Origin of the sequence: Planococcus halotolerans (assembly GCF_003289955.1) — a bacterium.
Classification (GTDB): domain Bacteria; phylum Bacillota; class Bacilli; order Bacillales_A; family Planococcaceae; genus Planococcus; species Planococcus halotolerans.
In genome coordinates this window covers 750,187-772,518 of sequence record NZ_QLZR01000002.1, presented here as the reverse complement: position 1 = coordinate 772,518, position 22,332 = coordinate 750,187, and the positions used below count along the sequence as shown (strand labels likewise).

The window sequence follows — 22,332 nt, the reverse complement described above, 5'->3', positions numbered from 1 at the left end:
GCGAGTTTTAAAGCTGCACCCGTGTTGTGGGTGCGGCTTTTTGTTTTTAATCGCTTTTTGCCTGCGATAAGCATGTAATTTTTTGGGGGGTGTGAGAGGGTGATTTGGCTTTGGAGTTGGGTGGAGTGGGGAAGTTTTCATCTAATGGATAAACAGGAGAAAGTGGTGATGACTTTTAGTGTTTTTTAAAGCTTTTAATCGCTTTTCGCCTGCGAAAAGCATCAAATTGAGGTTTTGGGTGAGTGTAAGAAGGTGATTTGGCTTTGAAAGGAGGGTTGGAGGCTAATTTTGGGGAGGCGAAATAGCTTGTAGAAATTATTTCAGCGTTCAGGAGAATAATCGGGCGCTCAGGAGAATAATCGGGCGTTCAGGAGAATAATCGGGCGCTCAGGAGAATAATCCGGCGCTCAGGGAAATAATCGGGCGTTCAGCAATTCGGGCATAAAAAAACGCCGTTTTTAGACGGCGATCATGATTATTCTTTTATTCGATATCGTCGTGACTTGGTTTCACCAAACACTTCAAAGTCATACTGAACCAAAATCCTTTTCGCTACATCAGAAGACTCCAACAAACAAAACTCCCTAAATTCTTTATTCGTAACACTGTCATCCACAAACGAAAAATACTCCTGCAGCGCAAAATGATGAGCAGTCGAATTTTTCGCCCCGCAGCGGAGGCACACCCAATTCCGTTTACTGCGCACCACTTGGTATCCCTTGCAACTCGCGCAATAGACGCCTTTTTGCAAGTCGCTATATGCAATTTGATACGTTTCACATAGCGGCCTTCGCACATATGGCGAGTGACTGGCCTCGATTAATCGCTTGATTTTATTGACTTTCAAAGGTGTAGGATCTGGAGGAAGGGAATGAAGGATGTTGTAGAGATAGTCGTTCATCTGATACGTTTTGCAAATCGGCGCGCCGGACGGCTTCGAGTGGAACAGACACTGATTTGCTGTATACACAATCAGTCCCTTCACACGGACATCGATTTTCCGCTTCCTGAGCCAGCGCCTCAAAAACAGTATATTCTTGTTCAGCTGAAACACCGGATTATCCAGAATCAGCCGCTGCCCTTTCGAATCCATGCGAATAAATTCACCCGTCTTCTCATCGAAGTGGAGATCTTCGCTGACATTCTTCGAGTCGAGGATGATTATGCACTTTTCCGTCATTACCAGCCCGTCAAACTGCGTCTTCCAATCGCCGTCTATCAGGCCGATGTCCCATAACGCCGCAAAATTCTCGTCCAGGTGAAACTCCTGAAATTTTTTCCGCATCTTATTTTCCCCACGCTCGCCGGCCGTTTTGCGATGCAGCTGATTTTCGAGGTATTCTTTCCTGGGGTGCTTTTCCGGCGGCCTTGCAATAAAATACTTAATGGCCTGTCCCTGCGGCAAAATTTCAATCGGCTCTTTTATAATCGCCACCTCTTTCTGTCATGTGAATAAATTATAGCATTCCGAAACGATATTATTTAAAAATTCTAAAAATAATTTAGCTGAAGTAAAGCTTGGCTTTTACGCTTTTCGCCAGGGCGAAAAGCATCTATTTGTCACTTTCTTTCAGTATTTGAGTTAGTGGGAGTGGTTTTTTCTCTTTAACCGATAAAATGACGGCGATTTTCCTTTTGAAAAGGGGCGGGGAGGATTAATCAGGCGCTCAGGAAGATAATCAGGCGCTCAAAAAAATAATCGGGCGTTCAAAAAAATAATCGGGCGCTCAGGAAGATAATCGGGCGTTCAAAAAAATAATCGGGCGCTCAGCAAATCCCCCCAAAAAACACACCACAAAAAAACCCCCGCAAGCCGAAGCCCCCGGGGAAAATAACACAACATCACACAAACACACTCTCAAATTCTAAAACAACCCAATAGCTTCACCATCAGGCCCAACATCCATCTTCAACGCCGCCGGCTGCTTCGGCAAGCCGGGCATCGTCATGATGTCGCCCGTCAAACACACTAAAAAGCCCGCGCCAAGTTTCGGCATAATTTCACGGATCGTCACCGTAAAGCCTTCCGGGCGGCCGAGCAGTTTCGGCTGATCGGACAGCGAGTACTGCGTCTTCGCCATGCAGATCGGCAGGGCATCCCAGCCAAATTTCTTCAATTCCACAAGCTGCTTCTGCGCTTTATCGGTCAGTTGAATATCAGCGCCGCCGTAAACTTTCTGCACAATCACACGAAGTTTCTCTTCAACTGAATCGCTTTCCTCATACAGCAGAGAAAAGTCTTTCGGCCGCTCCAATTCCTCTTTCACGAGACCGGCAAGTTCCAGACCGCCGGCGCCGCCTTTTTCCCATACATTCGTCAGCGCAACACGCACGTCAGCCGCCTCACACCACGACATAATCTCCGCAATTTCTTCCTCGCTATCGGCAACAAAACGGTTCAATGCCACCACCGGCTCAACGCCGAACTGGCGAATCGTATCCACATGTTTGGCCAGATTGACCATGCCGCGTCGCACTGCATCCGCATCCGCGCCACCAAGCAACGATTTCTCAACTCCGCCATGCATCTTCAACGCCCGCACCGTCGCCACAATCACGACCGCATCCGGATGGAAGCCGCCTTTGCGCGATTTAATGTGCATGAATTTTTCAGCACCCAGATCCGCGCCGAATCCCGCTTCAGTAACCACAATGTCCGCGAGCCGTCTCGCCGTGTTCGTGGCCATCAGTGAGTTGCATCCGTGCGCGATGTTCGCGAATGGTCCGCCGTGAATGATGGCAGGCGTGCCTTCGATCGTCTGCACCAAATTCGGTTTGAAAGCTTCCTTAAGCAATAAAGTCAACGCCCCCTCAACACCTAGATCACGCACCATAACCGGTATTCTTTCATACGTATAACCAATCACCATGCTTGCCAGACGTTCCTTTAAATCTTCCAGCGACGTCGCGAGGCACAGCACGGCCATAATTTCAGAAGCCACTGTAATATCGAAACCGTCCTGACGAGGGATGCCACCAGACGGTCCACCAAGCCCAATCGTTACTTGGCGAAGCGCGCGGTCGTTAATGTCCAAAGTACGCTTCCAAGTAATTCGCCGCGGATCGATGTTCAAGGAATTGCCTTGATGCAGGTGGTTATCAATAAAAGCCGCCAACGCGTTATTCGCAGACGTGATGGCGTGGATATCGCCGGTGAAATGCAGATTGATGTCTTCCATCGGAAGCACCTGTGCAAATCCGCCACCCGTCGCGCCGCCTTTAACACCCATAACTGGTCCGAGTGAAGGTTCGCGCAAAGCCACAATTACCGATTCGTTCAATTGCTTGAATGCATCAGCAAGTCCGACTGTCACCGTGGATTTCCCTTCGCCCGCAGGTGTCGGGCTGATTGCCGTCACCAGCACGACTTTCCCTAAACCGACAGCCGCCGGCAATGAATTGACATCTATTTTCGCTTTGTATTTTCCGTATAATTCCAGCGCTTCATCCGGAATTCCGGCCCTTTCCGCAATTTCCTGGATGGGCAAAATCTTCGCATCAGCAGCAATCGATAAATCCGTAAACGACATTCATTTTCCCACTTTCATTTTTTATTTATTATAACCATAATGCCTTAACGAAAAGAACACCAGCGCTTTTACCCGAATACAATGAAAAATGGAAATACCCGCTAACCGTTGGCTATTGCCGCCATAAAACGGTATCATAAAATTATCTACAATTAAGATTTTTAAGAAGGGGGCCCACCCATTGCCTTATCAATTACGTAAAAACTTCAAACTGTTCACCTTGAATTCCAACCCCGATTTAGCGCAGGAAATTGCAGATTTGCTCGACGTTAAGTTGGGCAAAAGCTCGATCACCCGTTTCAGTGATGGGGAAGTCCAGATTAATATCGAAGAAAGTGTCCGCGGGGCAGATGTTTATCTGGTCCAGTCGACCTCCCAGCCGGGCAATGAACATGTGATGGAGCTCCTCATCATGATCGATGCGCTGAAGCGTGCATCCGCTAATACCATCAATGTGGTCATTCCTTATTACGGCTATGCGCGGCAGGACCGGAAAGCGAGTTCACGCGAACCGATTACGGCAAAGCTTGTAGCTAATATGCTTGAAAAAGCAGGCGCTACCCACATCATCACACTGGATTTCCATGCGCCTCAGATCCAGGGATTCTTCAATTTGCCGGTCGATCAGCTGCGCGGCGGCAAGATTCTAAAGAAACACTTCGCTGATAAAAAACTGGAAGATGCCATTGTGGTAGCACCGGACAACGGTGGTCTGGGACGGGCACGTAATTTGGCGGATCATCTGAATGTGCCGATTGGCTTTATCGATAAACGCCAGGAAGAGCCTGGTGCACCTGAAACCGTAAATATCGTCGGTGACATCAAAGGCAAGAACGTCATCATCATTGTGGATATCGTCGATACCGCAACAACGATTTCGCTTGCTGCCGATATGCTCGTGGAAAACGGCGCGAAAGCCGTTTACGCCTGCTGCACGCACCCGGTTCTCTCAGGTGAGTCGATTCAGAGCATCGAGGATTCGGCTCTAACCGAGCTTGTAGTCACCAACACCATCGACGTGCCTGAAGAAAAACGCACACCGAAAATTACGATTCTTTCAGTAGCGCCGTTATTGGCGGAAGCGATTGAACACGTCCATAACGAGAAGCCGGTAACGCCTTTATTTGAATAGGTTTTGAAGGCGAAAGGATACAAATGAAATCTGAGGGGACGGTAAAAATCGTTCCCTCATTAAAAAAACACCCTCCGCTAAGCTGTTGGTATTTCCATACCAGCTTCTCAGCAGAGGGTGTTTTGTTATTTCAACTTAACATCAGATCGAATCTAGGTTGGGTGCAATCCGTTTTTTTGAAGCCTGTTCATAGGAATAGGCAAGCTCAACCAGACGCGCTTCGCTGAAGGCTTGCGCCGTGAAAGTTACGCCGACCGGATGGCCGTTGCTTGTGTAACCGGCTGGAACAGTAATTGACGGGTAGCCGGCTTTTGCAGGCATGCCGGCGCCGCGGTTATCCTGGAATAAGAGGGCGTCCAAATTGTATTTGGCTAATGCGGCATCTATGCCTTCGACTTTTGCCGTCCGCAAATCGGTTTCGCGGTGTTCCAGGTATCTTGGGTCGGACGGATCATCACTCATCGACTGTGATTTTTCCAGTTCCGCCTGGCCGAATTTCATGCGGCGCTCCGGATCCTGTTTATTGAATTCGATAACGTCCGCCAAAGTTTTGACAGGGACGTCATCGGACACTGTGCTCAAATAGGCATTGACGCCGCGCTTGAATTCATACCAAAGAACGTCTGATTGGAAAGGCTCTACGGGAATCGTCACTTCTTCGACGGTTGCACCAAGCGATTTCATGAGTTCAATCGCCTGGTCGATGATTGCGCGTTCTTCCGGCTCTTCGTCGTTTAAGAACGATACATCGACGCCAATCCGTGCGCCTTCCAATCCGTCAGTTTTTAAATGAGGCGTGTAATCGGTCAATGCTTTTTCGGCGCTTGCTTGAGTTGCCGGATCGCTCTCGTCGACGCCGGTCAACACACCCAGCATAATCGCCGCATCCGTAACAGTGCGTGCCATGGGACCGGCTGTATCCTGGCTTTCAGAAATCGGGATGATGCCTGAGCGGCTGATGAGGCCGACCGTCGGCTTGATGCCGACGATGGAATTGGCACTGGCAGGGCTTAATATCGAGCCGGAAGTTTCGGTGCCGACACCGACAACCGCAAAATTCGATGCGATGGCTGCACCCGTTCCGGAACTCGAACCGCCGACATCCCCGGCTTTAAATGTGCTGACGCCGTAAGGATTGAGAACCTGGCCGCCAAGTGAGCTGTAGCCGCTCGGCACTTCATGCGCCATAAAATACGCCCATTCGCTCAAATTGACTTTGCCGAGAATGATGGCGCCGGCTTGTCTTAATTGTGCCGCCACAAATGAGTCTTGTCGGGCTAAATTGTTTTCAAGAACGATGGCACCGGCTGTCGTCGGCATGGCGTCCGTCGTTTCGATATTGTCTTTTAAGAGGACCGGAATTCCGTGTAAGGGCCCCTGACCATCCTGTCCGCGCATTTCATCCAGCTCGGCAGCGATTTTCAGTGCGTCGGGATTGAGTGTCAGCACCGAATTGATCTTCGGACCGTTCTTATCGTATTTTTCAATCCGATCGAGATAGCTTTTCACCAGCTCGACTGAAGTGAGGCGGTTTTCCTTGAAAGCCTGCTGAATTTCATTGATTGTCGTTTCGTTTATTTCGAATGTAGTTGTTCCCATCTGCATGCCCCTTTGCTGATTAATAAAATCCTAATGTTAGTGTACACTATTTGGGTTTGTTGGATGCCAGAATATTGTTTGCTTTAAAATGTGCCTTAATTTATTGTGGAAAAGGGTAGTATAAGTATTATAGAAGAAATCCCTGGGCAAGAGGTGGTACATAGATGATCAATGTCATTGGCATTACACACGACAATAAATTAGAGGCGGATGTTCCGCTGGAGCAAGTGGATTTTTCACGGTATCAATGGTTCTGGACGGACTTTGATCAGCCGACGGATAAGGAGCTCCAGCATTTGGCGTATACGTTCAAGTTTCACCCGCTGGCAATCGAGGACTGCATTCACAGGCTGCAGCGGCCGAAACTGGACTATTATGATGACCATACATTTTTTGTTACGCATAATGTGCGGGAAGAAGAGATGGATCTGGTGAAGGAAGAATTGGACTTTTTTGTAGGCGATCAATTTATCGTCACATTCCATTGGCACGCTTCCAAGGAAGTGAAGCAAGTTTGGGACCGGCTGCTGGCTCACCGGAATCTTGATAAATGGAATCCGTTCTACGTGTTTTATGAAGTGTTAGACAAAATCGTCGATAATTATTTTCCGCTGGTATATGAAATCGAAGAAAGCCTGGCGAAAATCGAAGACAATACACAGAATAAATCGATGGACGTGCTCATGACAGAACTATTCGATTCCCGCTCACTGCTGCTCAGTTTGCGGCAGACCGTCAATCCGATGCGCGACCTGCTGTACCGGATGCTGAATTCCCATCATTTAAATGAAATCCAGGACCGCCGAGAATACTTCTCGGATATTTATGACCATCTGCTGAAGCTGTCAGAAATGGTTATGTCGAACCGCGAATTGACGGCGGATATCCGGGACAGTTATCTTTCCCTTAATTCGCATCAGACCAATAACGTCATGAAAGTCCTGACCATCATCACGTCGATTTTCGCGCCGCTCACGTTCATCGCCGGAATCTACGGAATGAATTTCGAGAACATGCCGGAGCTGACGTGGCAATATGGCTACTTTGTCGTATTGGGGATTATGGGGATTGTTGCTGTAGCGATGTTTGGGTGGTTCAGGCGGCTGGGCTGGTTTAAGTAGAGGCGAGCGTTGTGGGTTTATTTCTGGGAATATTATGAAATAAATAACTAATGAGTTATCCCTTCAAAACTGCTTTGCGATGGGGAGTTCGAGCTAGAAATCTCTAATGGTCTTCCGTCAAGAAAGTGGACACGCCTATTTGCTCTTTTTTACTTTCCAAATCGCTACCGCACTTGGTTTGGTCGGACAGTCGATGGCATTGGTTCAAATCGAACCAATGCCCTCAACCGTCATTTTGATCATGAAACGAGTATTTGGGTGTACAAAAAATTGTGCGCTTTCTCGTAATTGTTGGGTGACAGATAACCGAGTGTGGAATGGCGGCGACGTTGATTATAGAAGCTGTCTATATACCAGCCGATGGCTGCTTGCGCTTCGGCACGCGTCTTGTAGCGGGTTCGATAGATCAGTTCTTTCTTTAAACTGGCATGAAAAGATTCAATGCAAGCATTGTCATAAGGATCTCCTTTTCGGCTCATGCTTACTTGAATTTGTTTTGTCCCTAAACATTCGACGTACTCATCAGAACAATATTGAGAGCCCCGATCGGAATGATGAATCAGTGTCTCATCTGGGTTTCTGAGCACCATCGCCTGTTCTAAGGCTCCGAGAGGAAGCTCAGTTTTCATGGTGGCATCCAGACTCCATCCGACGATTTTACGGGAGAAGAGATCCATTACGCTCGCCAGGTAGAGCCAGCCTTCCATCGTCCAGATATAGGTGATATCGGCAACCCAGGCCTTGTTCGGTGCTGCAACTTGGAACTTGCGCTCCAATAAATTCGGATAGACAAACTGCTGATGCGCCGAATCCGTCGTGACTTGGAATTTCGTTTCGTGTAGCGCACATAAGCCCAGGTTTTTCATGTACCGGCCTACGGTTCGTTCGCACACCGAATAACCCCACGCCTTCAGATCCTCGTAGATGCGGGGGCTGCCGTAAATGCCATGGCTTTCATGATAGGAACGGGCAATTTTTTGCTGAATCTCTTCCCGTTTGGCCCGCTTTTCCGAAAGCAGGCCAGTGAATAAGCAATTGTGCCATTTGTAGAATCCACTTTTGGATACACCAAGGACGCTGCACATCTTCACGACGCGATATTCATTCCGGTGTGCCTGGATGAATTCAAAAATCACGTTTGGTCTTTGTTGAAGACACGCATGGCCTTTTTTAGGATCTCGACCTCTTCATCTCGCTCTTTTAGACGCCGTTCGGTGTCTGCGAGTTGTTTCTGTAAGTCAGAGTTGCTCATCAGCCGCTCGCTGTCTGGATTCGCCAATCGTTCTTTCTTTTTCCGGTAATCAGCTGCCCAGCGGCGGATCGACTTTTCATTGAGCTCCATTTCGTAAGCCAGTTGTGTCGCTTTTCTTCCATCGTCTACTATCAGTTTGGCGACATATTCCCGAAACTCAGGTGTTTTGTGTTTTTCCATGTTCGACACGTCCTTTGGATTAGTAGTTTCAGTATGTCGAAACTCATTTGGTCGTGTCCACTTTTAAGTCTAACCCCACTAATGGACAGTATTTCGGTACTAATGGACAGTATTTGGTCCATAACGGACAGTATTCCACTCGCAACGGACAGTATGTCCAAATAATGGAAATTTGAGCAGCCGTAAGCTGACTCAAACCCCTTCAAAACCCCAGAGCCAAAGACAAATGGATGCTTTTCGCAGGCGAAAAGCGAAAAACCAACAATACAACAGGGATGAAGACCGTTTCACAATACTTTAGTCCATATAAAAAATCCGGATGAGTGATCATCCGGATTTTTCTATCACCGTACATTCATTTCAACGGGATGTGCACCTTTGCGTCGGTCTTTATTCAAGGCGTTAATCTGTTCCATTTCATCCGCTGAAAGTTCGAAGTCGAAAACGTCGAAGTTTTCTTCGATGCGTGACGGAGTGACAGATTTCGGAATAGCAATAGTGTTGTTTTGCAGGTGCCAGCGAAGCACGGCTTGAGCTGGCGTCTTGCCATGGGCTTCGGCAATTTTGCGGATGGTTTCATCCTGCAGCACTTCGCCGCCTTGCTCCAGTGGGCTCCACGCTTCCACATAGATATTGTGTTTTGCGCAGAATTCCTTAAGTTCATTTTGTGCCAGGTATGGATGGCATTCCACCTGGTTCAATACCGGCGGCACGTCGCATTCCGCAAGGAGTCGCTCCAAGTGCTCAATTTCAAAATTGCAGACGCCAATCGCTTTGACGCGGCCATCGTTATACAATTTTTCCATCGCTTTGTATGTATCGATGTAGTCATCGAATTCAGGCGTCGGCCAGTGAATCAGGTAAAGGTCAACATAATCAAGCCCAAGGCGCTCCAAACTTTCATCGAATGCGCGCAAAGTATTTTCATACCCTTGGTCACTGTTCCAGACTTTGGTGGTGATAAACAGATCTTCACGCGGCACTTTGGTGTCTTTCAGTGTTTTTCCAACACCGATTTCATTTTTATAGATCATGGCGGTGTCGATCGAAGTGTATCCTGTTTCCAGTGCTTTCGCTACGGCTTCCGTCGCTTGAGCATCTTCCACTTGCCATACGCCAAAACCGAGCTGTGGCATTTTTAAATTATTGTTCAACGTAACATAATTCATCAGGCATTGCTCCTTTTCCATTTTAATCTTGCTAATGGTAAACTTACCCTTAAATTTTAAACGATAAGCTTTTTTCTGGCATTTAATTTGAATTAGGCTGAGGGAGTTGAATTAAGCGGGTGAAAGCAACTCCAAATTTTGTCAGGCTAAATGAAAGCAGCCAGTAATATTTTCCTGTATACTTGGATAGGTCATATAGCATAGTTAAATACGGTTTTATGCAATTATAAATTTCTTGCAAACCTTGCTGACGATGTATAGGAGGGATAATCATGAAAAAACTTATGCGAACGATATTATTGTCATTCATAGGATTGCTGGTGCTCGGCGGTGCAGGGTATTGGTTCGTGCAGGACTTTTTCGCTGACGACGGCGGAGAAATCAGTAAAGTTGCTGAGGAAATCGAAGAGCGCGAGGTTAGTGCGGAGACGACAGACACGACGCAGACAAAGAAATCCGTGGATAAAGCGGATGCCGATATGGACGAAGAACGTGTGCAGATTTATCTTCACCAAATGACGCATCAGAAAATTGTTGCTGACAAGAAACGCGGGTCAGTTGAAATGTCCGAAGAAAATATCACGAATATGCTGAAGATTGTCAAAGAGAACTACGATTATTATGAGCACAGCGATTTTTACGAACAGACGCTTTTGGCGTGGCAGGATGGCGACTTCAGCAAAGCGGTGTCGGTTCATAATACTATCTGGAACTGGCATAACGGTACAGTCGGACGGGCGACCGGATTGATGACTGCGGAGCAGGAAGAGGAGTATGTGGCAGATCATTTTCGGTGAGTAAGAGAGAGCTTCAGCTTTTCATAGATAAATGGGATGCCACTTTTTATCCTGATGTTATAAAAAAATTTAACATGCAATATTCAAGAACATGCAAAAAACCCGTGCCCTTCAAATCCGGTTGATTTGAAGGGCACGGGTTTTTTGTTTTATTCATGAAAGCTTAATTAGTCTGTTGTTTGGCGTTATTCTTCACAAGCACTTTCAAGCCTTGCGCCATATCGGAAGCCAGTACGTAATTGCGATCCACGAATACACCCCAGACATCTGCCTGGTCAGGCGCATATTGGCCGATCTGTTTCGGATTGGCTGGGTCGGTGATATCAACCGCATAGACACCGCCGGCATAATGGCTTAAGTAAAGCGTGTTGCCATGGACTTTCGGATCATGCACTGTATTGGCGAACGTCGGTCCGTCTTCAACTTTCTCAGTCAAATCTGTTTTAAACTCACTCAATAAAACAGGATTCGCTTTATCCTTGATATCAAAGATTCGCGTATAGCCATAAGATTCCTCGTATCCCGGACGCACAGGGGAAGAGACTTCCCGGGTTTCAATCAGCACATTGCCGCCTTTGGCCAGTGCAGCCGAATGCGCAGAGCCTTGTTGATTCGAGGCATAGTCAGTGTTGCTCAAGTAAACGGGATTCTCAGGGTCTGTAATATCAAAAATGATGGTACCGAGATCCCACATGGAGACATAAGCATATTGCGCATTATTGTCGGTGATTACACTGTGATTGAACACCGGGCGGGTTTTGCCATCCGGCGCATTCCAGTGGTAACCATTGAAGTCGGCAGGTACATCGTCAAGAATCCGCGGATCGAATTCCCAGAGTGTTTCCGGTTCAGCAGGATTGGAAACATCGACGATGGTAAAGTCTTTATGTTCGCCGTGGCTGTAGTAATCAGCATATGGATTGGAAGTAAGTACAAGTGCCTTGTTGCCTTGCATCGTCAAATAGAGTTCATGGGTTCCACGTGTGTTTTCATAAGTTTCCCAGTAGCCGAGCTTTTCGGGATTGGTGGGATCAGTCACGTCATACAGAAGGAAGCCGCCGGAAGTATCCTCCGCATTGCGGTTCAGCTGCTGGACGCTGACAACGGCCAGGTCGCCTTTGAAGTCAGGTGTATTGATGCTTTTGACAATGACTTTTTCCTGCCACGTATTTTCTACATCCTCGTTTGCGAAGACAGCGACTTCCACTGGGTTAGCGGGGTCTTTCAAGTCAAAGACCCGGACTCCGCCGTTGCCACCGTTGGCTGTATGGGTGCCGACATAAGCATAGCCTTTATGGGCGAATACATCAGCTGTATTATTCTGGACGCCGTCAATTTCTTTCAACTGTGCGGCGCCAGCTTCCTTAAGGAATGAAAGATTTTTGGATCCTTCCACTTTTGCTTCGCCTAAGTTAGCGATTTCTTCATTGGAAAACACTTCGTGCTCTCCCTTGGAAACACCCGAGCTATCAAGTTCATCGTGCGCAAAAGCGGAAGGCACCGCTGAAAGCGCAAGTACTGCAGCAAGCATTACACTGGCAAATGGCTTTTTGATCGTCAATATATTTCCTCCTTTTGGAAAATTAATTTTTATACATTTTTATTCTTATAAATGGAAATAGGTTATACAACAGCCTTTCATTAAATAGTTTGAATATTTGTGAAAATAAACCATATGATACAGATGAAAAGCAGACTACTGAACCACAAAAGGAAAAATCCAATGGTTCATTTGACGGTATGGCAAGAGAATAACCGGGATGTTTGGTGTTAGTAGATGAGAGGAACGGAAATACTTTCACATCATTTATGAGATAAGAAGCAATTACCGGATATCACGTTTAATGTTTTTAAACAGGGGAAAAAGATTATATCCTATAAATATTTCTGGAAATTATTTCATTATTGAACAGGAGGAATTTGAGATGGATATACATCCACTCTTATTGATAGTAATAATTTTCACGATCAGTCTCAGTTTTGTCACCTTGTCGACAATTCGTATGATTTTGACGCTGAAAGGGTATCAATATTCGGCAGCTGGTTTGTCGGTACTGGAAGTCATCATTAATCTTCTTGGTCTTGGACTGGTCCTGGATAATGTCGGGAATATCCAGAATCTACTGGCTTACGCGCTTGGTTTTGCTTCCGGCATCGTCGTAGGTTCGAAAATTGAAGACAAGTTGAGCCTGGGGTACGTTACAGCGAGTGTCATTTCGCAGGATAACAGTGGAGCACTTGCGATGCAATTGCGTGAGAAAGGCTATGGTGTAACCGATTGGGAAACAAACGGTTTTGAAGGGAAACGCAGTTCGCTGCAGATCCTGATGCCGAAAAAACAGGAAGTCAATCTCTATAAGACAGTAAAAGAACTGGATCCAAACGCGTTTATCGTGGCTTATGACGCGAAAACGATTTACGGGGGATTCTGGATCCGGGCGATCAAGAAACGGAATATTGTGAGGTAAATTGAGCAGATGACTGTTAACCGTATGAAAAAAAAAGTAATAACGCCTCCCCTGTTTTCGGCAGGGGAGGCGTTATTACTTTTTGTGAAGTTTGAGGTGTATTGCATATACTGAATTTGCTGGATTAAGGAATGAAGTTCTGGGTAATAGCCAGACAGTAGGTCAACAGCGCTTTTTAAAAATACTGTTCCATAGCGCGGAGCTGATTCCGGCGATGGCCATGCTGGCTAGAACCGGGTGTTTCTCAGCCATTAAATATAAGCTTTTTTTCCGGACCACTCCTTTATTGGTACCGCGTTCATGCATGCCGTAACCAGGTTCGTAAAGGGCGTTGTCAGTGACTGAGCGAGACGGGCGATCTGCTTGCTGGGTTCGGAACATAGTGAGCTCCATGAATTTATCCATGAAACGAGGTGCGACATTGCCGACGAAAGCACCGAATTTCGCCTGGAATCCGACGAACATATCCCGTTTTGGATGTTCTGCTGCAAACAGGATGGCATCAGCCACTGCTTCCGGTGCATACATCATGCCGATATGGGCTGGCTGCTTGTCGAGATAACTGCGGGCGTGTTCATTATAGGGGGTGTCGATTCTGCCGGGGCGGACAAGCGTGACGGATACGGGTGCTTTTTCCTTTTCCAGCTCCATCCGCAGGTTTTCCGTCCAGCCATGTACAGCGAATTTGCTGGCCGAATAAGTGGACTGCAGGACGACGCCCCTGTCTCCGTAAACCGTACCCACATTAATTAAAGCACCAGGAACGCCTCTTTCCTTGAAATGATTGACGGCGGCTCTTGATCCATACACCACACTCCAGAAATTCGTATCGAAATCCCGCTTCATATCTTCTATTGTTACATCCATGGCTTTTCCAAAAATAGAAACTCCTGCATTATTTATCCACGTGTCAAATCGGCCATATTCGCTTAAAGCTGCCTCTGCAATCCGGTTGATATCTTCTTCATTGCCAACATCGGCTTTTATCCAAACTGCAGAGTGGCCTTGGTTTCTCAGTTCTTCTGTCAGCTGTTTAAGCGCTGCAGCATTTCGCGCTGCCAACACCAGCTTTGCACCTTTGGCAGCCGCCATACGTGCTGTTGAAAGTCCGATGCCGCTCGAAGCACCGGTAATGACAACCACTTGATCCTGCAGTTTCTTTAAAGAAAGTTTCTTAAATTCTCCATGCTGCTCACTGGCCGGGGCGGAAGTTTTTTGGTTCGGCATCATTAAACTCCTCCTTAAGCTTGATTTTCTACTCTACCCGCTTTCTGGCTGGAATAAGCAGGGGGAGTGCGGCAGTTTGGAGAAGTGAATTTTCTTGGTGACTATCACCGGGATACGCCCTGGCGCATTCTGTTATTTCTTCACCTGCGAAACCGTCATGCCATCACCGACCGGCAGGAGCAGCGATTCCAATTGCGGATGCTTCACCACCGTTTCATTGAATGACTTCATGATTTCTGTGTTTTGGCGCGGCTCGATGGCTGAGTCTGCGACACTGCCGCCCGCCAGCACGTTGTCTGCGACGATGATTGCGCCAGGCTCTGCCAGTTTGATGCAGGCTTCGAGGTAATTTTTGTAGTTTCCTTTGTCGGCATCGATGAAGAAAAAGTCGAAGCTTTCGCTCGATTCGCTTAGTTTGTTGAGGCTTTCCAGAGCAGGTCCTGTCAGGTAATTGACCTGATTTTCAAAGCCCGCTTTTGATAGGTTGCTTTTCGCCAGTTCAGCGTAGCTTTCTTCAAGTTCAAGTGATGTTAATTTTCCTTCGGAACCAAATCCTCTCGCCAGGCAAATCCCACTGTATCCGCCGAGAGCTCCGATTTCCAGAATGTTTTTCGCGCCAGAAATGGAGACAAGCATCGTCAATAGCTTGCCGGAAGCAGGCGGTACGGAAATTTGTCGCATGCCATGTTCTTCGATGGATTTGATGACCCCTCCGAGAACTTCGTCTTGTTTAGTGAATACATTATCGATATATTGGTTAATTTTTTTCATCTACTTCAAATCCTTTCTCTGCATGTGGCTAGGGTATTGGCCTTCTCTATCAAATTCTTCAACAATTGCAATAAAACCTTCTTCGATAAAGACCTAAGAAAAGCCAGAAAAGCGGTTTTACCCGCAATCCTGGCTTTCTGCTGGTTATTTCTTTTTTTTATTCTCATCATCCGGAGCTAATGGCGCGGTATTGTTTGCGACAAACGGGACAGGCGAAGATGTTTCGTCATGCCGTTTTTTATTATCATCAAATTCTTCTTGAATGTCCAAATTGGCTTGAGTGGCTTCATCTTCAGCACGATTCTTTTTATCGTCTTTCATCCGGATCTCTCCTCACGTAATTTTAATTGTCGGCGCAGCCAGTGGAATTGCGTACTTCACATCGGCTTGGGTGCCCAGCCGATGCGTATTAAGACTGAAATGATCGATTGACTCGCCTATGTTTCTTGCTTGATCTCGCAGGTTTGGGTCAACGAATGGCACGTAGTCAATTGAAATCATCGCTTCCGAAATGTCGATGACCCGAACGGCCTGCTCGTCCAGCACCGCTGCAATCTGCAGGAATGTCCATTGTTCACGCGCCGCAATGGAGTTGAAATGGTTATGGCCGTTAATATATAGGCCAGCGTTCTGTTTTTTATTCAATATATCCCACATGGGAATGTCGGGTGAAATGGAACGTTTTACTTTGCTGGAATTTTTAGTGGTGCCGTAAACCGGATGATGGCCGAAAACGAGCAGCGGGCGTGTGCCGGATTCTTCAACGACATCGGCGAGCCAGTATTGCTGTTCAAGACTTAAGGTTCCGCCCCAGTCTTCATAGTTCTGCTCCTGTGCCGTGTCGAGAAAGGCCAGCACCGCGGAGTCAGTCGACAAGGAATGAAAGCGGTCCTGCTTTGTAATCTGCAGCACTTCTTCGCGCCGCATGGCATAGAGGTCATGGTTTCCAAGGACATGGACAAAAGGCTTCTGGTGTTGGTCGATAATTGTATAAATTCCTTCCAGTTCATCCCGTGTGCCGAAATTAGTCAAGTCACCGATGGATACATAAAGGTCAGCCGGTACCGAGAAAAAATGCGCCATAAAGCTTTCATAAAAGATTTGCCGTTTCTGCTGTGACAACACATATTCCTCTTTGACCGTCGGATAATGCAAGTCGCCAATCACTGCAATTTTCATGCTTTCTCCAGCTCCTTTCATTCTCTTGCCAGCTCTATTATCCCAATGGTTTGTGAAGGGGGTGATACAGCGGTGTTAAGAATTGTAAAGGACATGCTGTCACCATTCCTCGATACGGATTATTTTGCAGCCGAAAGGGTAAAGAGAGAGTAAAAGCTTGAATGGGAGGAATTCACAATGGCAAGAAACGATAATGGCGACAAATCAATGGTCGATAAAATTCTGGATAGCGTCAATCAAAAAGAAAATATTGACGGTGAACGCCACGATCACCGTGATCGGAATGAAAAGCATGTGATCGAAAATGAACACGAGAACGCGCCGGATGAAGGAAAAGAAGACGTGCCGACAGAAGACAAGATTATTCGGGATCCGGAGACCGGGGAAGAAACTTTCATTAAAAACGACAATAAGAATTGGAAACTGAAATAAAGCAAGGTATGCGGGACCGCTATCGATACAAATCCGATGGCGGCTTTTTGATTCCGGTGGCTGGCAGAAATGAGTATAAGAAGAGTTGGGGATGCAAAAAGTGAGCAGGATAAGATCCATGGAAGTCTCAATTAGAATGGATTGTGATTTTCGGGTTTATTTGGCATGGATTAAGAGAATACAGAGTAAGGAAGACATCCTACATATATGTCAAAAAAGATGAATGGAAGGGGACATGAAACGATGAGTATGCAAAAGATCCAGACCAACGATTTGGTGAGGGACGAATACGGCAACCATTACCTGGTGGTGGGGACGAACGAAGAGGAAGGCACATTGAAGAATATTCAAGTGTCGAACCTTTGGTATGAACAGGCTTTCCGTGAAAGTTTTGAAGAGGCAAGTGCTGGCAAATCAATCGGCATCCAGCTGCAGGAAAAGGTGAACAATTATATTGAAGAAATGGAGCGAAACGAGCGTCCGATTTATGGCATCCGCGACCTGATTGTGAATCAGATCGATGTGTATGCCGTGGACATTACGAAACCACATCCGAATAGCGTGTTATAAGAAAAGAATTCAGCTTTTCAGCCATTTTCGGCAGACTTTTGTGTCTGTTGGGGATGGTTTTCTTTTTTTAGGGAGGTTTTTTTCAAGATAGATGACCGTAAGTGGGGATACTTTTGCTTACGGTGTATTTGTGCGCAACAAAACAACTATGCGTTTAAATTGATAGAAAAATGATATCATCATGAACTCACTGATTACCGATTCGGGGTCTCATTTACCCAAGGTCAAGCCATGGTAATGGATGCATTTCGCCCAGAACCAGGCGAAATGCGAAAAATCTCAAGCCCTTAGCGGATGGCTTTCGCAAAGCGAAAACCATCCTTCTTTTAAGGAAGCTTTCGCGGACGGCGAAAGCTTTTTCCATCCTTCTGGTCTTTTTAAAACCGTATAAAAAGAAAATAGGCAGTATAAAGCAAAAAGCTGCGTTGTTTTCCTGTTTTATTACTACTGTCTTGCTATTTCATGACAATATTCATAAGATATAGGTAGAAGATGTAAATTCAGGGGGTGTGTATTGTGAAGTTGAATATTGAGCAGCGACGGATAGTGGAGCTGGAGCCGTCAGGGCCGATGCTGGTAAAAGGGGTAGCGGGATCCGGGAAGACAACGGTTGCAATCCGCCGGATAAACTTTTTAAAGGACCATTATTGCCATGAAGAAGATGATCGGATCCTATTGGTTACTTATAATAAGACTTTGCTTCATTACATAAAACATCAATATGCTCGAATGGCTGATGCTGACCAGATGGAAGCGGCGCGTTTTTTCTCTTCGGATGCGGAAGTGGAGATTGCGACGATCGACAGCCTGATGTTCAAAGAGTTCAAGCGTCATGAAAAGCGTATAGGCAAGCGGTATGAAATCGCGAAACAAGAACAGGCGAGAAAGACAATAATTTTGGCAATCCATGAAGCGAAGAAATCGTATCCGGATGTAAAATTGCTGACGCCGAAAAACAGCAAATTTCTGATGGATGAAGTGGAGTGGATTCTGGCTTGTTCAATGAATGATGTGGAAGCTTACCAGTCTGCTGACCGTGTCGGTCGTGCTTCAGGGGACGGAGGGACACCTCAAAAACTGTTGAAGAATTCCCGGCTTCGTGCTGCAATTTTTGATGTTGCCCATCATTTTATGGAGCTGTTGGCGAAGGACGGCCTGGTAACTTTTAAGCAAATGAATTTGCTTGCGCTTGAAGAAGTGCGGCGAGGAAATACCAATCGCTATACGCATATTATTATAGATGAAAGCCAGGACCTTACCCGAGTACAGCTCGAATTTCTAAACGAACTTTACCGGGAGAAAAACCATTCATCGCTTATGTTTGTGGCGGATAATACGCAAAGCATCTACCCGCAGTCATGGCTTGGAAAAGGCAGGCCATATACAACGATAGGTTACGATATGAGCGGGAAGTCCAGGACTTTAAGCAAGAATTACCGGACCACAACAGAGATCTCGACAGCTGCATTTAATCTGATTGAGAGGGATGAAAATATCCAGTCGAATGTGGATTTCGTTAAACCGGCATTGATTGACCGGCATGGCCATCCGCCGATTTATCGTTTCTTCAATACTCCAAAGCAGCAGGCAAAGTTTATCGCTGAAGAAATTACTGTGCTCCGTAATGATTATGAGTTGTCCGATATTTGCGTTGTCGCCCGCGGCAATCGCCATATCGAGAGCGCCGCGGCTGATTTGGAACTTGCGGGCATTCCCTGTGAAATTTTGCAGAATCAGAACCCTGATTTCGAATCCGATAAAGTGAAACTTGTGACGATGCACTCCATTAAAGGCCTCGAGTTTAAGGTGATTTTCTTGATAGACCTGAACAAAGGGTTAATTCCGCAAGAGTTGTATGAAGACGAAGAGGATCAGAAAACGATTGAAACGGATGAACGTAAATTGCTGTATGTCGGTATGACTCGCGCCAATGAATTATTATATATGTCATCAGTGAAACTGCCATCGAAATTCGTTAAAGAAATCAACAGAAACCATATGCGAATGAAAAAAGATGCAGCGCTTCGCCCATTTGAGTCGATCAGCATGGCCAATTATCAATTGACTGAGCAGCTGGTTGATCTCCATTCGAAAGAGGAAGTTGTCCGCCAATGGCTGATCCGGGAACTCCGTGAAGTTTATGGGTATCCTTATGAGCTGTTGGAGTTGGAGTACAAAGTCCAGCAGTTTTCGAAAAAGGGTTATTGTGATATCGCCGTAAATATTTATTCCGGTGGAGAATCGCGGCCGTACATTATTGCAGAAGTGAAGAGTTTTGGAACCGGAATCGAAGATGCACTTGTGCAGTTGAAATCTTATATGGAAGCAGACAGCCGGGCATTTTACGGAATCGCAACGGACGGACTGGAAGTCAAAATTATCGACAGGCAAGGAGAAGAAGTACAGGACTTGCCGAAATGCCGTTCGCAATTTCTGCCAGATACCAAAAATAAACGTCTATACATGAATCTGAAAAACGGCCGTCAATATGAGTATGCAGTGGAAAATGATGTGGCCGATCAAATCGAAATAAAAGAATCCGGCGAGGATGTTTTATTGCAGGTCCACGAAACTATTGCTGTTCCGTTGATCGGAAATGTAGCTGCAGGAATGCCGGCGCTCGCTTCCGAAGACTATGAAGCGATGAATTATTTGCCGCGTGAATGGGTCGTGTCGCCAGCAGATACTTTTTCCCTGACGGTGACCGGTGACAGCATGACGGGAGCAGGAATCGATAAAGGAGATATCGTCATCGTTCATCAGCAAAATACGGCTACCAGTGGAGACATTGTCATTGCTGTAATCGATGAAGAAGCGACCATGAAAAAATATATGCCAATGGGAAGCAATATCCTATTGATGTCTGAAAACCCCGATTATGAACCAATCTTGATGAGGAGTGAAGATGTTCATATCAACGGGCGTGTGATTGGAGTATTGAAGAAGTGAATGAAGATAAAAACCCGCCTAAATTTCCCGGGAAATAACCGATGCCTGAAATGTTTAGACTCGCGCCAAAATGTAAAAACAAATAAATAAGAAATAAATTTGAGAAAGGAGATTTTAAGATGGCAGTGCATGAACTGAAAGATGTACAGATGACCCGCAGCGGGGAATCAGTCGATTTTGTTCATGGCTATTTGGTGGAAAGTGAATTGGAAGGAAAAAAACTTTTTGATATGACTCTCAAGAATGTTGTTCAATATGAGATGTTTCGGACCAGCCAGATGGACGAAGAACGGGTCCAGGTTACTTTCACGACTCTCGATGATCAGACAGGCAAGGCAGAGATGGAAGTTCGGACCGTAAACAAACAGGACCCCGATGACAATATTGTGGAACTCGTGACAATGGACAATATTGAATTTCATTAAGCAAAATAAATCCTTTAAAAAGCCGTCCCTCGACAAAAGAGGGACGGCTTCTTTAATCCAGTTATTCTTTCTCCATGCCAACTGCAAACCCAAGATACATCAAGGCATTGCGTGCTTTGAATGTAGTGGACAACGCCAGGCGTTCGAGTTCGGACTGGGTCATCTGGTGTTTTCGGAGGTCGCCCGTTTTTGCGATTTCCTCCTGTTTCGTAATGACCTGCACGAAACTGCGCTCCATTTGGTCACGCAATTGGAGCGAACGGATCATGGCGAGGTTCTGGGATTCAGAGCGTTCGTAACCGTAGATTTCTTTGGACAGCCAGTACAATGCCTTGAGTGCGCTGTTTTTGGTGTCACGGATAAACGGCTTCAACGGATTTTTCGGATGTTCTTCTTCGAACCAGATGCGCTGCATGACCGCATGCTGGTTTTTGATATCGAGCTTGTAGTAATGGTTGACGAATTGAGCGGTTTTATTGAATAGCGTGAAGGATTCACGGTAAACCGTCTTCAACTGTTCATTGCGCATCGGTTCGGATTTATCGAGTTCAAGCGCGTCGTACAGTTTCTCGCGATGCGCCGTGAATTCGGCAATAAGTGAATTCATGAATGCCTCGAGGAACACGCCGCGGTCTTTATCCTGGCCTTTGTAGCGGTAGCGCAGTGTATCGAGTTTCATTGTGCCTTCCGGATCGACTTCGTTATCGTGATTGAGCAATAAATGCTGCTTTGCGCACCAGTCGCGGTATTCTTTCTCGCGCCCTTCGAAAAAGTTCGGCTTGTAGTTCGCCGTGACATCGACGGGACCGATTTCATCCAGCATTTTCTGCGCCAGTTTGAGGCGGTCCGCGTAAAGCGCGCGGCCATTGGTATCAGTAATCCCTTCGGCTCCCTCGCTCAGCAATTCCCGCGCCTTATGAAGCGCGTCGGCTTTTTCTTCCTTGCCGGTCAGGAATGTGGAATAAAACAGGAGACCCCAGCCTCGTTCCGCTTCTTTCCGCTGATAGGACGGATCCTCGTTTTCATGCTCGACCATCTGTTCGAGCACATGCAGGCCATCCATTGAACGGCCGACATATATCAGTACTTCTGCATAGTTCAGGCAGATCTGATTCCAGATTGTCGGCGGCACTTTGCCACGGAATTGAAAGAACAAACTTTCAAACAGGAAGAGCTGGCGCTGCTTCATCGGGCTATTCCACTCTTTCTGCAATTGGTGGCGGATCCCCAGCTGGCTTGATTCGAGCAGAATTGCCAGCGGATAAGCAGCCTGGCCTTCCAGGCGTTTTTTCAAATGGTCGAGTATATCTTTCAGCTTTTCCGGTTCCGTCTTTGTTTTTTGGAACTCCTGCAAAAGCATTTGAGTCGCTTGGTATAAATCCTTTAATTCGAATTGCCCGTAATCATCTGAGTGGGCAATTTCCTGTAAATTCGTCATCGGGAAGCCTCCTTGGGTGTTTGGTCCATATTTAAAGAGATTCATGGTGTCACGTTTCACGTTCACTTTCTATTGTAACGAAAAGGGAGGTGA

General features: G+C 46.4%; 20 protein-coding genes. 8 read left to right on the top strand and 12 right to left on the bottom strand.

The window, feature by feature from the left end:
• Positions 1-475: 475 nt before the first annotated feature.
• Together DP120_RS08475 and DP120_RS08470 are read right to left on the bottom strand one after the other, a co-directional pair.
• Positions 476-1,435, bottom strand: coding sequence for a nuclease-related domain-containing protein (locus DP120_RS08475; protein ID WP_133257378.1), 960 nt, complete (start codon positions 1,433-1,435; stop codon positions 476-478).
• A 430-nt stretch (positions 1,436-1,865) separates the two neighbouring features.
• Entirely contained in the window at positions 1,866-3,530 is a 1,665-nt protein-coding gene (locus DP120_RS08470; RefSeq protein WP_112223195.1) for a formate--tetrahydrofolate ligase, read from the bottom strand.
• Positions 3,531-3,711: 181 nt separating this feature from the next.
• On the opposite strand from DP120_RS08470, the gene DP120_RS08465 reads away from it, so the two are divergent.
• Positions 3,712-4,662: a ribose-phosphate diphosphokinase gene (locus tag DP120_RS08465; protein ID WP_112223194.1), complete on the top strand. Its 951-nt coding sequence runs from the start codon at positions 3,712-3,714 to the stop codon at positions 4,660-4,662.
• Between the two features lie 141 nt (positions 4,663-4,803).
• On the opposite strand, the gene DP120_RS08460 is transcribed toward DP120_RS08465, so the two are convergent.
• Complete coding sequence (locus tag DP120_RS08460) at positions 4,804-6,261, bottom strand: amidase family protein (RefSeq protein ID WP_112223193.1); 1,458 nt, start codon at positions 6,259-6,261, stop codon at positions 4,804-4,806.
• Positions 6,262-6,425: 164 nt separating this feature from the next.
• On the opposite strand from DP120_RS08460, the gene corA reads away from it, so the two are divergent.
• A complete protein-coding gene (corA, locus tag DP120_RS08455; protein ID WP_112223192.1) occupies positions 6,426-7,382 on the top strand; it encodes a magnesium/cobalt transporter CorA in 957 nt (318 codons plus the stop codon).
• Between the two features lie 239 nt (positions 7,383-7,621).
• Here the strand turns inward: corA and DP120_RS08450 are convergent, their stop codons facing one another.
• The 3 genes from DP120_RS08450 to DP120_RS08440 form a co-directional block, all read right to left on the bottom strand.
• Positions 7,622-8,518 (bottom strand): IS3 family transposase, encoded by an 897-nt coding sequence (locus DP120_RS08450; RefSeq protein ID WP_112223191.1) that lies wholly within the window; start codon positions 8,516-8,518, stop codon positions 7,622-7,624.
• Positions 8,515-8,814 carry a transposase gene (locus DP120_RS08445; RefSeq protein ID WP_112223190.1) on the bottom strand — a complete coding sequence of 100 codons (300 nt, stop codon included), beginning with the start codon at positions 8,812-8,814 and terminating at the stop codon, positions 8,515-8,517. The genes DP120_RS08450 and DP120_RS08445 overlap by 4 nt, the downstream gene beginning before the upstream one ends.
• Before the next feature lie 344 nt (positions 8,815-9,158).
• On the bottom strand, positions 9,159-9,983 hold the full coding sequence (locus DP120_RS08440; protein ID WP_112223189.1) for an aldo/keto reductase: 825 nt from the start codon (positions 9,981-9,983) through the stop codon (positions 9,159-9,161).
• Positions 9,984-10,255: 272 nt separating this feature from the next.
• Between DP120_RS08440 and DP120_RS08435 the strand changes: the two genes are divergently transcribed.
• Positions 10,256-10,780 (top strand): DUF6241 domain-containing protein, encoded by a 525-nt coding sequence (locus DP120_RS08435; RefSeq protein ID WP_112223188.1) that lies wholly within the window; start codon positions 10,256-10,258, stop codon positions 10,778-10,780.
• Positions 10,781-10,943: 163 nt separating this feature from the next.
• Here the strand turns inward: DP120_RS08435 and DP120_RS08430 are convergent, their stop codons facing one another.
• On the bottom strand, positions 10,944-12,311 hold the full coding sequence (locus tag DP120_RS08430) for an LVIVD repeat-containing protein (RefSeq protein ID WP_112223290.1): 1,368 nt from the start codon (positions 12,309-12,311) through the stop codon (positions 10,944-10,946).
• Positions 12,312-12,705: 394 nt separating this feature from the next.
• On the opposite strand from DP120_RS08430, the gene DP120_RS08425 reads away from it, so the two are divergent.
• The gene (locus DP120_RS08425; protein WP_112223187.1) at positions 12,706-13,248 is read left to right on the top strand and encodes a DUF2179 domain-containing protein; all 543 of its coding nucleotides are present in this window, start codon (positions 12,706-12,708) and stop codon (positions 13,246-13,248) included.
• Between the two features lie 162 nt (positions 13,249-13,410).
• On the opposite strand, the gene DP120_RS08420 is transcribed toward DP120_RS08425, so the two are convergent.
• From DP120_RS08420 to DP120_RS08410, 4 genes are all read right to left on the bottom strand, one after another.
• Positions 13,411-14,475 (bottom strand): SDR family oxidoreductase, encoded by a 1,065-nt coding sequence (locus DP120_RS08420; RefSeq protein ID WP_240611990.1) that lies wholly within the window; start codon positions 14,473-14,475, stop codon positions 13,411-13,413.
• A 132-nt stretch (positions 14,476-14,607) separates the two neighbouring features.
• Positions 14,608-15,246, bottom strand: coding sequence for an O-methyltransferase (locus DP120_RS08415; protein ID WP_112223185.1), 639 nt, complete (start codon positions 15,244-15,246; stop codon positions 14,608-14,610).
• Positions 15,247-15,390: 144 nt separating this feature from the next.
• A complete protein-coding gene (locus DP120_RS18405; RefSeq protein ID WP_165843746.1) occupies positions 15,391-15,567 on the bottom strand; it encodes a hypothetical protein in 177 nt (58 codons plus the stop codon).
• A 12-nt stretch (positions 15,568-15,579) separates the two neighbouring features.
• The gene (locus DP120_RS08410) at positions 15,580-16,425 is read right to left on the bottom strand and encodes a metallophosphoesterase family protein (protein WP_165843745.1); all 846 of its coding nucleotides are present in this window, start codon (positions 16,423-16,425) and stop codon (positions 15,580-15,582) included.
• 177 nt (positions 16,426-16,602) lie between these two features.
• Between DP120_RS08410 and DP120_RS08405 the strand changes: the two genes are divergently transcribed.
• From DP120_RS08405 to DP120_RS08390, 4 genes are all read left to right on the top strand, one after another.
• Positions 16,603-16,857, top strand: a complete 255-nt coding sequence (locus tag DP120_RS08405) for a hypothetical protein (protein ID WP_112223183.1) — start codon at positions 16,603-16,605, stop codon at positions 16,855-16,857.
• A gap of 243 nt (positions 16,858-17,100) precedes the next feature.
• Entirely contained in the window at positions 17,101-17,427 is a 327-nt protein-coding gene (locus DP120_RS08400) for a hypothetical protein (protein ID WP_112223182.1), read from the top strand.
• A 516-nt stretch (positions 17,428-17,943) separates the two neighbouring features.
• Positions 17,944-20,376, top strand: coding sequence for a transcriptional repressor LexA (gene lexA / locus DP120_RS08395; protein WP_112223181.1), 2,433 nt, complete (start codon positions 17,944-17,946; stop codon positions 20,374-20,376).
• A 119-nt stretch (positions 20,377-20,495) separates the two neighbouring features.
• Positions 20,496-20,801, top strand: a complete 306-nt coding sequence (locus DP120_RS08390; protein ID WP_112223180.1) for a hypothetical protein — start codon at positions 20,496-20,498, stop codon at positions 20,799-20,801.
• A gap of 61 nt (positions 20,802-20,862) precedes the next feature.
• Here DP120_RS08390 and DP120_RS08385 read toward each other — a convergent pair whose 3' ends face one another.
• Positions 20,863-22,239, bottom strand: coding sequence for an LA2681 family HEPN domain-containing protein (locus DP120_RS08385; RefSeq protein ID WP_112223179.1), 1,377 nt, complete (start codon positions 22,237-22,239; stop codon positions 20,863-20,865).
• Between the last annotated feature and the right edge of the window lie 93 nt (positions 22,240-22,332).